General features: G+C 69.8%; 9 protein-coding genes. 2 read left to right on the forward strand and 7 right to left on the reverse strand.

Going from position 1 to position 15,032, the window contains the following annotated elements; translation table 11 throughout:
* Nucleotides 1-11: 11 nt before the first annotated feature.
* The 5 genes from ACFPQ9_RS04070 to ACFPQ9_RS04090 all read right to left on the reverse strand — a co-directional run bounded on the left by ACFPQ9_RS04070 (nucleotide 12) and on the right by ACFPQ9_RS04090 (nucleotide 6,560).
* Entirely contained in the window at nucleotides 12-1,886 is a 1,875-nt protein-coding gene (locus tag ACFPQ9_RS04070) for a discoidin domain-containing protein (RefSeq protein WP_380846588.1), read from the reverse strand.
* A 106-nt stretch (nucleotides 1,887-1,992) separates the two neighbouring features.
* Nucleotides 1,993-3,357 carry a GH1 family beta-glucosidase gene (locus tag ACFPQ9_RS04075; protein ID WP_380846591.1) on the reverse strand — a complete coding sequence of 455 codons (1,365 nt, stop codon included), beginning with the start codon at nucleotides 3,355-3,357 and terminating at the stop codon, nucleotides 1,993-1,995.
* A 41-nt stretch (nucleotides 3,358-3,398) separates the two neighbouring features.
* Nucleotides 3,399-4,238, reverse strand: a complete 840-nt coding sequence (locus ACFPQ9_RS04080) for a carbohydrate ABC transporter permease (protein WP_380848393.1) — start codon at nucleotides 4,236-4,238, stop codon at nucleotides 3,399-3,401.
* Between the two features lie 7 nt (nucleotides 4,239-4,245).
* The gene (locus tag ACFPQ9_RS04085) at nucleotides 4,246-5,235 is read right to left on the reverse strand and encodes a carbohydrate ABC transporter permease (RefSeq protein WP_380846594.1); all 990 of its coding nucleotides are present in this window, start codon (nucleotides 5,233-5,235) and stop codon (nucleotides 4,246-4,248) included.
* A 5-nt stretch (nucleotides 5,236-5,240) separates the two neighbouring features.
* Nucleotides 5,241-6,560: an ABC transporter substrate-binding protein gene (locus ACFPQ9_RS04090; RefSeq protein ID WP_380846597.1), complete on the reverse strand. Its 1,320-nt coding sequence runs from the start codon at nucleotides 6,558-6,560 to the stop codon at nucleotides 5,241-5,243.
* A gap of 205 nt (nucleotides 6,561-6,765) precedes the next feature.
* Here ACFPQ9_RS04090 and ACFPQ9_RS04095 point away from each other — a divergent pair, with 205 nt between their 5' ends.
* Nucleotides 6,766-8,592: a coagulation factor 5/8 type domain-containing protein gene (locus ACFPQ9_RS04095; RefSeq protein ID WP_380846600.1), complete on the forward strand. Its 1,827-nt coding sequence runs from the start codon at nucleotides 6,766-6,768 to the stop codon at nucleotides 8,590-8,592.
* A 75-nt stretch (nucleotides 8,593-8,667) separates the two neighbouring features.
* On the opposite strand, the gene rph is transcribed toward ACFPQ9_RS04095, so the two are convergent.
* Nucleotides 8,668-11,286 (reverse strand): rifamycin-inactivating phosphotransferase, encoded by a 2,619-nt coding sequence (gene rph / locus ACFPQ9_RS04100; RefSeq protein ID WP_380846603.1) that lies wholly within the window; start codon nucleotides 11,284-11,286, stop codon nucleotides 8,668-8,670.
* Between the two features lie 258 nt (nucleotides 11,287-11,544).
* Nucleotides 11,545-13,593 carry an elongation factor G gene (gene fusA, locus ACFPQ9_RS04105; protein WP_380846606.1) on the reverse strand — a complete coding sequence of 683 codons (2,049 nt, stop codon included), beginning with the start codon at nucleotides 13,591-13,593 and terminating at the stop codon, nucleotides 11,545-11,547.
* Nucleotides 13,594-14,109: 516 nt separating this feature from the next.
* On the opposite strand from fusA, the gene ACFPQ9_RS04110 reads away from it, so the two are divergent.
* Nucleotides 14,110-14,988: an ABC transporter substrate-binding protein gene (locus tag ACFPQ9_RS04110; protein WP_380846609.1), complete on the forward strand. Its 879-nt coding sequence runs from the start codon at nucleotides 14,110-14,112 to the stop codon at nucleotides 14,986-14,988.
* Nucleotides 14,989-15,032 lie beyond the last annotated feature (44 nt).

Raw genomic sequence — 15,032 nt, forward strand, 5'->3', positions numbered from 1 at the left:
TCGCGGGCCGGTCAGCCCTTCTGCTCCACCCGCACCCAGTCCACCTCCGCCTGCACTCCCCCGCCCGCGATCCGGTCCACGCTCGACTGGGGCAGGCCCCAGTAGGGGGTCGTCACCTGGTTCCAGCCGGCGGGATAGGCGCCGCCCAGGGCCAGGTTCAGGATCACGTACTGGTTGTGGTCGAAGACCCACTTCCCCCGTGTCGACTCCAGCTTGTTGCGGGTCGTCTCCTGGACCAGACGGTCGTCGACGTAGAAGCGCATGCCCGTCGGCGTCCACTCGACGGCGTAGGTGTGCCACTGGTCGACGGTGCCGCCGTTCGGGAAGGTCTGGCGGGCGCCGATGTTGCCGTCGGCCGAGTAGCCGGGGCCGTGCAGGGCGGTGCTGGTCCAGTCGCGGTAGCCGACGTTCTCCATGATGTCCGTCTCGCCGGAGGCGGGCCAGGAGACCGAGGGGTCGTCGACGTTGCTGCCGAGCAGCCAGAAGGCGGGCCAGAACCCGTCGCCGACCGGGAGCTTCATACGGGCGCTGACCTTGCCGTATGTGAAGTCGAACCTGGTGTTCGTGTCGATGCGGCCCGAGGTGAAGTCGTAGGTGCCGCCGCCCGCCTGGGTGCAGCCCTTGCAGTACTTCGCCCGCAGGACCAGCGCGCCGTTCTCCGTGCGGATGTTGTCGACGGAGTCGACGTACGCCTGCGACTCGCCGTTGACCGAACCCATCTCGGTGCCGGTGCGCACGACGCGCCACTTGGAGCGGTCGAGGGCCCCGGCCGTGAAGTCGTCGAAGAAGGTCGTCCGGTAGGTGCCCGGCTGTTCGGAGGGGACTGCCGGATACGCCGCGTTCGCGCTGCCGCCGGTGCCCCAGACCTCGAACTCGTAGAGGGAGTAGCCGAACTGGGCGGTGGCGGGGGCCGGGTTGTAGAAGCTTCGGCGTTCTTTGCCGAGCATGCGGACGTAACGGCCGGTCACGGGCGAGGCAAGGGTGATCGTGTCGTGTACGCCCACCGCCTCTGCCGGGGACTTCACGTTCGCGCGGCGGGCGGCGACCTCGGCGGACGACGGCCGGTGGACCGTGCGCCAGGTGCGGTTGTCGTCCGAGACCTGGATTTCGTAGTCGACCGCGTAGGCCGCCTCCCAGTACAGGTCCACGGAGTTGATCGTGGACGTGGCGCCCAGGTCGACCGAGATCCAGCGGTCCGCGTTCCAGTCACTGGACCAGCGGGTCGCGTCGGCCTTGAGGTCAGCGGGCCGGCCGCCGTCGGTGACGAACGCCGGTGAATTGCCCGCGTGTTGGTAGAAGTTGGAGTACGCCGGGTGGTTCAGGGCCAGATTCGTGCGGGTGGTCGACGCCGGGGCCGGTTCGCCGCCGTAGACCTTCAAGGAGTAGAGGGAGTAACCCCAGGGTGTGGCGCGTTCGATGCCGCGCATGCGCACGTAGCGGCCGGTGACCTCCTGCGGGTAGGTGTGCGCGGTGACCGATCCGCCGGTGCCGGAGGTCTCCGTGTAGAAGGGGGTCCAGTCCGTGCCGTTCCTCGAGACCTCCAGGACGTATCTCTTGCCGTAGGCGGCCTCCCAGTCGAGGACCACCCGGTCGACCCGAATGGTGGCGCCGAGGTCGACGCGGATCCAGGCGTCGTCGGCGAAGTTGCTGGACCAGCGGCTCGCGCCGTCGCCGTCGAAGGCGAGGCCGGCGGCGGTGGCGCCGTTCTCGCTGCCGGACGCGGTGACGGCGTTCGGGTTCGCGGCGTAGGCGGTGTTCGCGCGGTCGGTGTCCCAGGCGACGGCGGCGGCCGCCGCGGACGCGGGTGCGCCGAGGGCGGTGCCCGAGGTCAGCAGGGCGGTCGTCGCGAGGGCGGCGAGCAGGGTGCGGGGTATGCGGGTCGGCATGCGGCTCTCCTGAGCGTCGATGATGTTGTGTTCATGACAGATCGAGGAGGTACTGATGGAGGTGCGGTGGGCGTGGGCTCCGGCCCCCACGCCCACCGCGGTCGGGTCAGGCCGCCCGCTTCGCCCCCGCGCCGTGCGCACGGACGATGTCGGCGTACCGGTGACCGGTGCCCTTGATCGTGCGGACCTGGGTCTCGTAGTCGACGTGGACCAGGCCGAAGCGCTTGGCATAGCCGTACGCCCACTCGAAGTTGTCGAGCAGCGACCAGGCGAAATAGCCCGCCAACGGGGCACCCTTGCGGGCGGCGGAGGCGCACGCCGCCAGGTGCCGCACCAGGTAGTCCTGGCGCTCGGGGTCGTCGATCGTGCCGTCGGGGCGGACGACGTCCGGGAAGGCGGAGCCGTTCTCGGTGACGTAGATCCTGCGCGGCCCGTACTCCTCGGTCAGGCGCAGCAGCAGCGTCTCGATGCCGCTCGCGTCGATCTCCCAGTCCATGCCGGTGCGCGGCACGTCGGGGCGGCGGACCGAGCGGGCGTACGGCGCCGGGCCCTCCGGGTCGTCGACGACGTGGGCCGGGAAGTAGTAGTTCAGGCCGAGCCAGTCCAGCGGGGCCGCGATCGTCTCCAGGTCACCGGTCTGCTCGGGGAGTTCGACGCCGTAGGTCTCGACCATGTCGGCCGGGAAGCCGCGGCCGTGCACCGGGTCGAGCCACCAGCGGTTGACGTGGCCGTCCTGGCGGCGGGCGGCGGCCTCGTCCTCGGGGCGGTCGCCGGCCGCGTACACCGTGGACAGGTTGTTGACGATGCCGACCTCGGCGCCGGGCGCGGCGGCGCGGATCGCCTGTGTCGCCAGCCCGTGGCCGAGGAGGAGGTGATAGGAGGCGCGGACAGCGGCCGTGAGGTCGGTCAGACCCGGGGCCATCTTGCCCTCCAGATGGCCGATCCAGGCCGAGCAGGAGGGCTCGTTGAGGGTGGCGAAGTGGGTGACGCGGTCGCCGAGCCGGGCGGCGACCACGGAGGCGTACTCGGCGAAGTGCTCGGCGGTGGCCCGCTCGGGCCAGCCGCCGCGGTCCTGGAGTGCCTGCGGCAGGTCCCAGTGGTAGAGGGTGACGGAGGGGGCGATGCCCGCCTCCAGCAGTCCGTCGACCAACTCGTCGTAGAAGGCGAGGCCCTTGGCGTTCACCGGGCCGTCCCCACCGGGCACGACGCGCGGCCAGGCGACCGACAACCGGTAGGCGTTGGTGCCGAGTCGGCGCATGAGACCGATGTCCTCGCGCCAGCGGTGGTAGTGGTCGCAGGCGACGTCACCGTTGTCGCCGTTGTCGATCTTTCCGGGGGTGTGCGAGAAGGTGTCCCAGATCGACGGCGAGCGGCCGTCCTCCGCCGCGGCTCCCTCGATCTGGTACGCCGCTGTGGCGGTGCCCCACAGGAAGTCGTTCGGGAGTGCGGCGAGGTCGATACGGTCGGACACAGAAATCCTCTCGGAACGGGGGGTGTGGATCACCGGACGGGTCACTTGACGGCGCCCGCGGTCAGGCCGGCGACCAGATAGCGCTGGAGCAGCAGGAAGCCCGCCACCACGGGCACGCTGACGACGAGCGAGGCGGCCATGATCTGGTTCCAGTACACGTCGTTGAGCGTGGAGTAGCCCTGGAGGCCGACGGCGAGGGTGCGGGTGGTGTCGTTGGTCATGACGGACGCGAAGAGCACTTCGCCCCAGGCGGTCATGAAGGCGTAGACGGCGACCGCGACGATGCCGGGGATCGCGGCCGGCACGACCACCCGGAACAGCGCGCCGAGCGGTCCGCAGCCGTCGACCAGCGCCGCCTCGTCCAGATCGCGCGGCACCGAGTCGAAGTACCCGATCAGCATCCAGATCGAGAAGGGGAGGGAGAAGGTCAGATACGTCAGGATCAGACCGCCGCGCGAGCCGAACAGGGCGATACCGGTGGCGTTGCCGATGTTGACGTAGATCAGGAACAGCGGGAGCAGGAAGAGGATGCCCGGGAACATCTGCGTGGAGAGCACCGTGACCGTGAAGACCCGCTTGCCCCGGAAGCTGTAGCGGCTGACGGCGTACGCCGCGAAGACCGCGATCACCACCGAGCAGACCGTCGCCGCGCCCGCCACGATCAGCGAGTTCACGAAGTACTTCGCGAGCGGCACCGTCGACCAGATGTCGATGTAGGGGCGGATGGTCAGACTGCTGGGCAGCCAGCGGAACTTGCCCGTGACGTCCGCGAGCGGCTTCAGCGAGCTGGAGACCATCACATAGACGGGGACCAGGACGAAGCCGGTGAGCAGGGTGAGGAAGATCCGCCGGGACCACAGGAAGGAACGCGGCGGTGCCATGGGCGAGTTACGCATTCTTGGTCCTCCGTCCGCGCGAGGTGAGGACGAGGTAGACGCCCGTCACCACGAGCAGGAACAGCAGCAGGAGCACGCTCATCGCGGAACCGGTGCCGAAGTTCCAGGTGACGAAGCTGGCTTGGTAGATGTGCACCGAGATGAGGTCCCCGGCCTGTGGCGCGGTCTTGCCGAACAGGACGTACGGCGTGTTGAAGTCGTTGAACGTCCACAGGAACAGCACCAGGACGAGGACCTGGTTGACCGGGCGCAGCGACGGCAGGGTGATGCGGCGGATCTGCTGCCACATGCCGGCGCCGTCGAGCGCGGCGGCCTCGTACAGCTCCTTCGGGATGTTCTGCAGGCCGGCCATGACGATGAGGAAGGCGAACGGCCAGCCCTTCCACACCGACACCGTCAGCAGCGCGATGAAGCTGTTGTCGCCGATGAGCCAGAAGGAGGGCTTGTCGGTGAGGCCGAGCTGATCGTGCAGGACGTGGTTCACCAGGCCGTTGTCGTGCTGGAACATGAACACCCAGGTGATCACGGCCGTGTAGACGGGCAGCGCGTACGGCACCAGGAACAGGGCGCGCAGCAGGCCCCGGCCGCGGAAGGTGTCCTGCATGTAGATCGCGGCGGCCGTGCCGATCAGCCAGCACAGGCCGACCGACAGCAGCGTGAAGGCGAGCGTGACCAGGAACGAGTGGAGCAGCGCCTCCCCGACGGGGGCGTTGAAGTCCACCGACATCCGGTAGTTGTCGATGCCGTTCCAGGGCGCGGTGGTCCAGTCACGGATGTAGAACTGGGTGAGCTCCTTGAAGCTCATCAGGACGCCGATCACCATCGGCACCAGATGGACCAGGAGTTCCAGGAGCAGGGCGGGCAGAAGCAGCAGGTACGGCAGGCCGATGCGGCGGATCCGCCCGGGACGGCGGCGGGGGCCGTCCGCCGTCCCGGGGGAGCTCTGACGCACCTCGGCCTTGGCGGGAACCGTGGTCGTCATCGTGCTCACTTCGTCGGCATCTGCTGCTGGGCCTTCTCCAGCGCCGCCTTCACCGAGTCGGTGGTCACCGGGCGTCCGGCGGCGGCGTCGGCCCACAGCTCCTTGATGGCGGTACCGACGGCCGTCTCGAACTGGGACTCGTCGGCGACCTGCGGTGCCGCGATGGCGCTCTGCGCGAGGGTGTCCTTCAGGACAGCGTTCGCGGGGGTGTTGAAGGACTCGTCCGCCTGCGCGCCCTTGACCGGCGGGATCGAGCTGTAGGCCTCGTTGAGGATCTTCTGCTCGTCGTCGCTGGTCATGAACTTCACGAATTTCGTGGCGCCGTCGACGTTGTCGGTGTTCTTGAAGACGGCCAGATTGATGCCCATGACCATGGAGTTGACGCTCGTGCCGGTGCCGGGGGTGCCGGACTGCACGGGCACGGGCGCGATGCCGTAGGCGTCCTCGCTCATGCCCTGCGACTTGAGGTTGGCGGAGGCGGACTGCCACAGCAGCATCGCCGTCTTGCCCTTGGCGAAGTCGCTGACGGACTGGTTCTGCGCGTACTCGGCGTTGCCGGGCGCGATGATCTTGTCCTTGGCCATCAGGTCGACGAACTGCTTGACGCCCTCGACCGCCTTGTCGGAGGTGAAGTCCGGCTTGCCGTCGGCCGTGAAGAAGTCGGCGCCGTGCTGCTTGGCGAAGACGACGGCGTGGTGGATGTTCTCCGAGGGGTTCGAGCCCTCGACCCCCAGGGCCCACTTGCCGCCCTTGGACAGCTTCTTGCCGTCGGCGACCAGCTCCTCCCAGGTGGCCGGCGGCTTGGAGATGCCCGCGTCGGCGAACATCTTCTTGTTGTAGTAGAGCGCGTACGACATCGAGTACAGCGGCACGGCCGCCGGGTCCTGTCCTTCGGCGCCGGTCGAGCCGAGCGCGGAGTCGACGAACCGGTCCTTGCCGCCGATCTTGCCGAGGTTCTCGGCGTTCCACGGCAGCAGTGCGCCGGTGGCCTGGAGGGACGCGCTCCAGGTGTTGCCTATGTTGAGGACGTCGGGGCCCTGCCCTGAGGTGGTCGCGGTGAGGATCCGGTTGAGCAGATCCGACCAGGGCACGACCTCCAGCTTCACCTCGATGCCGGTCTGCTTCTCGAACTTGTCGAGTTCGGGCTGGAGGACCTTCTTGTCCACCTCGATGCTGGCGCCCTGGTTGGAGGCCCAGTAGGTGAGGGTCTTCGGCGAGTCGTTGGACCCCCCGCCATCGGTGGACGAACCGCCTCCGCAGGCCGTTGCGGCCAGGGCGAGAGACATGGTGACGGCAGCTACGGCCGCGGCTCGCGTTGTGCGCATGGCTCCAGGTGTCCCTTCCGGGAGTACTGCTGCTTAATTTAGAGCGTGAGTTAAGCCCCAAGGAGAGCCCGCGTCAAGGCTTTTGACGCAGTCGCCGGACTCTGGTCCAAAGTCTTGACTCCACCGTTTTACAGATGAACCATTCACCGGCGAGAGAGCGCTCCCACACCCCACCATGTTCACTTCCTGAACAAGGAGAGCCGCCATGTCTGCTTCCTCCCCGGATTCCCGGCCACCGTCGATCGGCCGCCGCACACTGCTGGGCGCCGCGGCCGCGGCCGCTCCGGCGGTACTCGGCGTGGCCACGCCGTCCGCCGCGGTGCCGGACGCGGCCGGGTCCACAGCCGCGTCCGTGGCGCCGACCGCGCGCAAGAAGCCGCGCGCCCTGCCCGGCGGCGGGGACCTCGGCCCGAACGTCATCGTCTTCGACCCCTCGACCCCCGGCATCCAGGCCCGGCTCGACGAGGTCTTCCGGCAGCAGGAGTCCGCGCAGTTCGGCACCGGCCGCTACGCGCTGCTGTTCAAGCCCGGCACCTACCACGGCCTCAACGCCCAGCTCGGCTTCTACACCTCGATCGCGGGTCTGGGCCTGTCCCCCGACGACACCACCATCAACGGTGACGTCACCGTCGACGCCGGCTGGTTCAACGGCAACGCGACGCAGAACTTCTGGCGGTCGGCGGAGAACCTGGCCCTCGTCCCGGTCAACGGCACCAACCGGTGGGCCGTCGCGCAGGCGGCACCGTTCCGCCGGATGCACGTCCGCGGCGGCCTCAACCTCTCCCCCACCGGCTACGGCTGGGCGAGCGGCGGCTACATCGCGGACAGCCGGATCGACGGCCAGGTCGGACCGTACTCGCAGCAGCAGTGGTACACCCGCGACAGCGCGATCGGCAGCTGGCTCAACGGCGTGTGGAACATGGTGTTCTCCGGCGTCGAGGGCGCCCCCGCGCAGAGCTTCCCCAACCCGCCGTACACCACGCTCGACACCACGCCGATCTCGCGCGAGAAGCCGTTCCTGTACCTCCAGGGCAACGACTACCGGGTCTTCCTCCCGGAGAAACGGACCAACGCCCGCGGTGTGACCTGGGGCAACGGCACTCCGAGAGGCACCTCGCTGCCGCTGTCGCAGTTCTACGTCGCCCGGCCCGGCGTCTCGGCCGCCACCCTCAACGAGGCGCTCACGCAGGGACTGCACCTCCTCCTCACGCCGGGGATCTACCACCTCGACCGGCCGATCCAGGTCAACCGCGCGAACACCGTGGTCCTCGGCCTCGGCTACGCCACCCTCATCCCCGACGGCGGCGTCACGGCCGTGAAGGTCGCCGACGTCGACGGGGTCCGCCTCGCCGGGTTCCTCGTCGACGCCGGACCGGTCAACTCCGCGACCCTGCTGGAGATCGGGCCGCGGGGCGCGTCCCGGGACCACTCCGCCAACCCGACCACGGTCCAGGACGTGTTCGTCCGCATCGGCGGCGCCGGCCCCGGCAAGGCCACCACCAGCATGGTGATCAACAGCCGGCACACGATCGTCGACCACACCTGGGTGTGGCGCGCCGACCACGGCGAGGGCGTCGGCTGGGAGACCAACCGGGCGGACTACGGCGTCGTCGTCAACGGCGACGACGTGCTGGCGACCGGCCTGTTCGTGGAGCACTTCAACAAGTACGACGTGCAGTGGAACGGCCAGCGCGGCCGCACGATCTTCTTCCAGAATGAGAAGGCGTACGACGCCCCGAACCAGGCCGCCATCCAGAACGGCTCCCTCAAGGGGTACGCCGCCTACAAGGTCGGCGACGGTGTGACGACGCACGAGGGCTGGGGACTGGGCAGCTACTGCTACTACAACGTCGACCCGACGATCGTGCAGCACCACGGCTTCGCCGCGCCCGTGCGACCCGGGGTGCGCTTCCACAACCTGCTCGTCGTGTCGCTGGGTGGCAACGGGCAGTACGAGTGCGTCATCAACGACACGGGGTCGCCGACGTCGGGGACCTCGACGGTGCCGTCGACCGTGGTGTCGTATCCCTGAGAACCCGCCGTACTCGCGACACCAGCCGCTCTCCCCGGAAGGACGCGCCGGGGAGAGCGGCCGCGGGGCACCGGGTCAGGGCAGGATCTCGACGTACCCGTCGGTCCCGTGCACGCGGATCCGCTGACCGTCCCGGATCCGCCGGGTGGCCTGCTCCACGCCCACGACGGCGGGCAGTCCGTACTCCCGGGCGATCACCGCGCCATGGGTCATCAGGCCGCCCACCTCGGTCACCAGGCCCGCGACCGTGACGAACAGGGGTGACCAGCTGGGGTCCGTGAAGGGTGTGACCAGGATGTCGCCCGCTTCGAGGTCGGCCTCCGCCATGTCGAGGATGACGCGGGCCCTTCCCTCGACGGTCCCGGCGGACACCGGTAGGCCGACCAGGGCACCGGACGGCGCGTCGTCGCGCCGGTACGCACCCGTGAGGGCCTCGCCGTCCGAGGTGAGCACCCGGGGCGGAGTGAGCGCGTGGTACGAACGGAACGCGTCCTTACGCCGGTCGATGAGCCGGCCGTCCACCTGGTTCGAGCGCACGACGTCGTGGAGTTCCTGGAACGTGAGGTAGAAGGCGTCCTCCCGCTCGGCGAGCACGCCGGCCCGCACAAGGCGCTCGGCGGCCGCCAGCAGGGCCTGCTTGTAGACGAAGTAGCGGCTGATGATCGCGTACTTCGGGTACTCCCGGTACCCGATGAAGGTCCGGACCCGGTCGATCATCCGCTTGGTCTCGTCGGCCTTGTGCTCCCCGTCCGGCAGGGCGCGCAGCCGGGACAGCACGTCCTGTTCCTTCCGCTCCGCCTTCTGCCGCCCCTGCTCGAAGCGCCGCTCGGCGGCGCCCGGCCCGAAGTTCCTGACGTTGTCGAGGATCACCGGCACGAGCGTGCTGGGGCGTTCGCGCCACCGCGGCCTCGTGATGTCGATCTCGCCGACGCAACGCATGCCGTACCGGTCGAGATAGGCCTCGATGGCCGCGCGCGCTTTTGCCCCGCCCGGGAGCTTCGCCAGCTCGTCCAGGTAGTCCTCGTCCTCGACGTCCTGGAGGAACGCGACGACCTCCGCGTGCGGGCGGATCACGTCGGCGACGTCGAGCAGCGCGAGGCCCATCTCCGAGGTGACGTTGCCGGGGGCGGACAGCGTGAGCGTGTCAGCGGCGTTCTTCTCGCCCAGCCACTCCAGCAGCTTGTCGTTGAGCCACCAAGTCGCCTCCATCCCGGCCATGATCGCCTGAATGCTCAGCGGATCGCCGAGGACCCGCTTGTGCTCCTCGAAGGCCTCCAGCAGGAAGTCGAACAGGGCCGGTCCGGTCTTCGTCCGGATGTCACGCTCCAGAGCGGCGAGGGATGCCCGGCTGCGCTCGATGAGCTCGGTGACGACGGCCGGATCGGTCTCGATCGGGGCGGGAGCAGCGGGCGGGCCGCCGGCCGGCGGCCCGCCGGGGGCGGCGTCCGGGAGCGACGGCAGGAAGTCGTCCCGGTCGAGGACGGTCTCCAACGCATCCCTGATCAGCGGATCGCCCCTCCCCAGGACATCCAGCAGTCCGGCGCGACTCGCGGGCGAGGCCAGGCGCCGGGTGACGTCGACGAACAACCTCCCGCCGGCCTCGAACATCGGCACCATGGCCGTCAGCTGCCACATGGACAGGCCCAGGGGCTTCATGGGGTCGGTCATCATCTGCCCGTGACCGACGGAGACGTAGACGCGGTTCTCCTGGTCGCCGCTCTCGGCGACGGGCTCGGGGACGGGGAACAGGGTCGTGATCGGCCTGCTCTGCACGATCTGGAAGCCGTCGTCGACCAGGCACCATTCGACGTCCTGCGGGCGGCCGAAGTGCGCCTCGATCCGCCGCCCGAGCCGCACGAGCTCCACGACCTGCCCATCCGTCAGGGCCGGCTGTTCCTGGCGCCGCGGGTCGATCGCCACTTCCCGCGTACCGCCCGTCGGCGCGGCCTGAAGGGCACGTTGCTTGGCGGCGATGGTCCTCGCGACGACCTCGCCGTCCCGCACCTTGAAGACGTCCGGGTTCACCAGGCCGGAGACCAGGGCCTCGCCGAGGCCGAAGCCGGCGTCCACGGTGGCGACCTTCCGGTGGCCCGTGACGGGGTCGGCGGTGAACAGGATGCCGGACGCCCGCGGGAAGACCATCCGCTGCACGACCACGGCCATGTGGACCGTACGGTGATCGAGGCCGTTGCGCCGGCGGTAGGTCACGGCGCGCTCGGTGAACAGTGAGGCCCAGCAGCGGCTGATGTGCCGGAGGATCGCCGTGGGCCCCACGACGTTCAGGTACGTGTCCTGCTGGCCGGCGAAGGAGGCCGTCGGCAGGTCTTCGGCCGTCGCGCTGGATCGCACGGCGTATGCGGCCCGCTCGCCGAGCCGGGCGAGCGCGCGGGTGATCGCCGCCGCGAGATCGTCCGGGACGGCGGTCCCTTCGACGGCCCGGCGCACCTGCACGCTGAGCGTGCGGATCGTCTCCCGGTCGTCCGGGTTCACGCGCGACAGCCGGTCGAGCGGCTCGTCGATCGACGGCACCTGCGCCATGACCCGCCGGAAGGCGCCCGTCGTCACGCAGAAGCCGACCGGCACGCGGATCCCGTCGATCCGCGACAGCCCGCCCAGATGCGCGCCCTTGCCGCCGACGACGGCGACCCGCGTCTCGTCCACCTCCCGAAGATCCAGCACGTACCGCTCGCTCATCGCGCCACCTCCGAGGCGGTCGTGGGGCTGATCCTGATCCCTGGTTGCCTTTCCCGGCACACGCACGTTCTTCCCCATTTCCGCAGGCCGTGGCATCGGCAGACGATTCTGCGACGTACCCCGGGCCTTGCGGCAAGCCCCCCGGCGCGCTATACGTTGAGAGAGGCAAGGAGAGGTTGCTCCTTGCCCTTTTCTTTTGCCGCACATGCGTAGGGGGGTACGGCCCCACCCGCGTACGAGTGGGGCCGTACCCGTCGATCACCGGGCCGGTGTCGTCACCGGCGCCGACGCGTAGCCGGTCGGCCGGGCCGTGAAGGTGCCCCGGCCCTGGGTCCGGCTGCGCAACCGCGTCGCATAGCCGAAGAGCTCGGCCAGCGGCACCGATGCCGTGACGACCGCCGCGCCCGCCCGGGTGACCGAGCCGGAGACACGGCCGCGCCGTGCCGCCAGGTCGCCGAGCACGGTGCCGACGGCGTCCTCCGGCACGGTGACCGTGACCTCGACGACCGGCTCCAGCAGCACCATCGCGCAGGAGCGCAGGGCGTCGCGCAGGCCGAAGCGGCCGGCCGTGCGGAAGGCGGTGTCGGAGGAGTCCTTCACATGGGTCGCCCCGTCCGTGAGGGTGACCCGCAGCCCGGTCACCTGGTGACCGCCGAGGGGGCCTTCGGCGAGGGCGTCCCGGCAGCCGGCCTCCACGGCACGGACGTACTCCTGCGGCACCCGGCCGCCGACCACGGCCGAGCGGAACTCGAAGCCGGACCCCGTCTCCAGGGGCTCGACGTCGAGCACGACGTGCGCGAACTGGCCCGCCCCGCCGTCCTGTTTGACGTGCCGGAAGACGAAGCCGGTCACGCCTTTGCCGACGGTCTCGCGGTACGACACCCTGGGGCGGCCGACGTTGACGTCAAGGCCGGCCTCCCGCCGTATCTTCTCCACCGCGACCTCCAGATGCAGTTCACCCATCCCTGACAGCACCGTCTGCCCGGTCTCCGCGTCGGTCCGCACGACCAGCGACGGGTCCTCCTCGGCCAGCCGCGCCAGCGCGGAAGCCAGCCGGCCGGTGTCCGTGGACTTGCGGGCCTCGACCGCGACGGACACCACCGGGTCGGCCACGCCGGGCGGTTCGAGGACGAGCGGCGCGCCCGGTGCGCAGAGCGTGGAGCCCGCGCGCGCCGACTTCAGACCGACCACGGCCACGATGTCCCCGGCGACGGCCCGGTCCACCTGGGCGTGGCGGTCGGCCTGCACCCGCAGGATCCGTCCGATCCGCTCCGTGCGTCCGGCGGTCGCGTCCAGCACCGTGTCCCCCTTCCCGATCGTTCCCGAGTACACCCGCAGATAGGTCAGCCGTCCGGTCGGCGTCGCGCTCACCTTGAACGCCAGCGCCGCGAACGGCGCCGCCGGATCGGCGGACCGCTCGTCGTCGGCACCCTCGTGCAGGCCGCGTACGGCAGGCACGTCGAGCGGCGACGGCAGATACGCCACGACCGCGTCGAGCAGCGGCTCCACCCCACGGTTGCGGTAGGCCGAGCCGCACAGCACGACCACGCCGTCGCCCGTGTGCGTCAGTTCGCGCAAGGCGGCGACCAGTGTGTCCGCCGAGATCTCCGACCGTGCGCAGAACTCCTCCAGCGCACCCGCGTGCAGTTCGGCGACGACCTCCTCCAGCAACCGCCGACGCCGCTCGGCCTCCTCCCTCAGCTCTCCGGGCACTTCTTCCACCACGAAGGTGTCGGCGCCGTCGGCCCAGACCAGCGCCCGCATCCTTACGAGGTCCACGACACCGCGGAAGCCGTCCTCCGCGCCGATGGGCAACTGCACGACCAGCGGCGTCGGATGCAGCCGATCCCTGATCGACTCGACGGCCCTGTCGAGGTCCGCTCCGACGCGGTCCAGCTTGTTGACGAAGGCGATCCTCGGGACCCCGTGCCGGTCCGCCTGCCGCCACACGGACTCGCTCTGCGGCTCGACGCCGGCGACGGCGTCGAACACGGCGACCGCGCCGTCCAGCACGCGCAGGGCACGCTCGACCTCGTCCACGAAGTCGACGTGGCCGGGAGTGTCGATGAGGTTGATGCGGTGACCGTCCCAGGCGCAGCTCACGGCCGCGGCGAAGATGGTGATGCCCCGGTCGCGCTCCTGTGGGTCGAAGTCGGTGACGGTGGTGCCGTCGTGGACCTCGCCGCGCTTGTGCGTGGTCCCGGTGGCGTACAGGATCCGCTCGGTGACGGTGGTCTTGCCCGCGTCGACGTGGGCGAGGATGCCGAGGTTGCGGATGACGGCGAGGGTGTCGAGGTTGGTGCGCACGGCCCTTGGCCTTTCGGATGTTCCGGAAACGGAAAGGGGTCAGCGCGATTCCCGGACGACGGTGCGTGGGCGCACGCGAGCATGTCCTGCGGCACGTCAGAAAGGGGCCGGGGCAGGGAGGTCGAGGTGCTCGGGCGCTGTCAGAGGTTCGTCACGGGCATCCGGTGCCGGCCGCGCAGCGGGCACCGGACGGCCGAGGACACCAGGATCACCTCGGACCGGAAGGACCGGGAACGGGGAGCGGCAACAGCGACGTGGTCACGCACGGCCGGGCTCCCCTCACTGGTCACGATGTCGTGGTGAGTGTAGGGAGAGGCGGGGCGGCGGGGCCACGGAATTTCCGGTGGGTCCCTTCACCGGGCACGGCCGAGCGCCGAGGAGTCGCCTCGCGTGGACGACCCGACGACCCGATGACCGGACCGGCGCTCGGGAGTCCTCCCACGTGGCCATTGCGGCCGTATGGGCCTGGGTGATTTATGGTGAATCGAGGAGTATGCCCCTACCGGAGGTGCAATGATGCGCGCCGCGGCAGCGATCGTCTCTCTGGCTGTCAGCGGGGCGCTCATCGTCGCGACATCGGCATGCGACCAGGGCGGATCGGAGTCGTCGGACGCCCAGTACGGCGACTGCCAGGTCTCGGGACATCACGGGGAGTTTCATCTGTCACCCGAGACGGCGGGCGCACTCACGGTGAAGACGACCCTGCCCGCGCCCGGCTGGTGGAACGGTGACACGCCGGAGTCCGTCAGGAGCGGCTACGAGTACTGCATGGCCGCCAACATCGCCTACCGGTCCGGACTCGACCGGGTCGAGGTGAAGAACGCCCCGTTCCCGGAGGTCGTGTCCGGCCGGACGAAGGACTTCGACCTGGCCCTGGCGCAGATCACGATCACCCCGGAACGGACCAAGGTCGCCGAGTTCTCCCCGCCCTACCTCTCCTCGACCCTGGGACTGCTGATCAGGGACGGTGAGAAGATCAACCAGGACAACATCCGTGACGTCCGGATCGGCGTGGCCGAGGGCACCACGGGCGAGGAGTTCGTCGAGGACCGCATCAAGCCGGCCAAGCCCGTCACCGCCTTCGCCAACGACCCGGAGATGATCACGGCGCTGGAGCAGGGGCGGATCGACGCGGTCATCCACGACACGACCATCCTGCTGGCGTATCCCCAGAAGCAGGGGAGCAAAGTGAGCCTGGTGGGCCAGTACAGGACCAATCAGGGGTACGGCGCCCTGTACCCGACGGGGTCGCCCAACAGGGACGAGCTGGACCGGATCATCAAGCAGCTGATCGATGACGGGACGCTCGCCAAACTGTCGGCCGTCTATCTCGGGGCCGCTTTCGGCCGGGACCCGGCCAAGATCCCGTACATCACGGTGGACGACGGCTCCTGAACGCTCCGGACGCCACACCCCCCGGGGCGTGCGGTGTCCGGTTT

The sequence above is a fragment of the Streptomyces coerulescens genome, assembly GCF_042657965.1.
Lineage (GTDB): Bacteria > Actinomycetota > Actinomycetes > Streptomycetales > Streptomycetaceae > Streptomyces > Streptomyces coerulescens.

Bases quoted from the DNA above. Each gene is read 5' to 3' on its own strand.
- ACFPQ9_RS04090 (WP_380846597.1), bottom strand. From the start codon at position 6,560: ATGCGCACAACGCGAGCCGCGGCCGTAGCTGCCGTCACCATGTCTCTC.
- ACFPQ9_RS04110 (WP_380846609.1), top strand. From the start codon at position 14,110: ATGCGCGCCGCGGCAGCGATCGTCTCTCTGGCTGTCAGCGGGGCGCTC.
- ACFPQ9_RS04085 (WP_380846594.1), bottom strand. From the start codon at position 5,235: ATGACGACCACGGTTCCCGCCAAGGCCGAGGTGCGTCAGAGCTCCCCC.
- ACFPQ9_RS04095 (WP_380846600.1), top strand. From the start codon at position 6,766: ATGTCTGCTTCCTCCCCGGATTCCCGGCCACCGTCGATCGGCCGCCGC.
- ACFPQ9_RS04070 (WP_380846588.1), bottom strand. From the start codon at position 1,886: ATGCCGACCCGCATACCCCGCACCCTGCTCGCCGCCCTCGCGACGACC.
- ACFPQ9_RS04080 (WP_380848393.1), bottom strand. From the start codon at position 4,238: ATGGCACCGCCGCGTTCCTTCCTGTGGTCCCGGCGGATCTTCCTCACC.
- rph (WP_380846603.1), bottom strand. From the start codon at position 11,286: ATGAGCGAGCGGTACGTGCTGGATCTTCGGGAGGTGGACGAGACGCGG.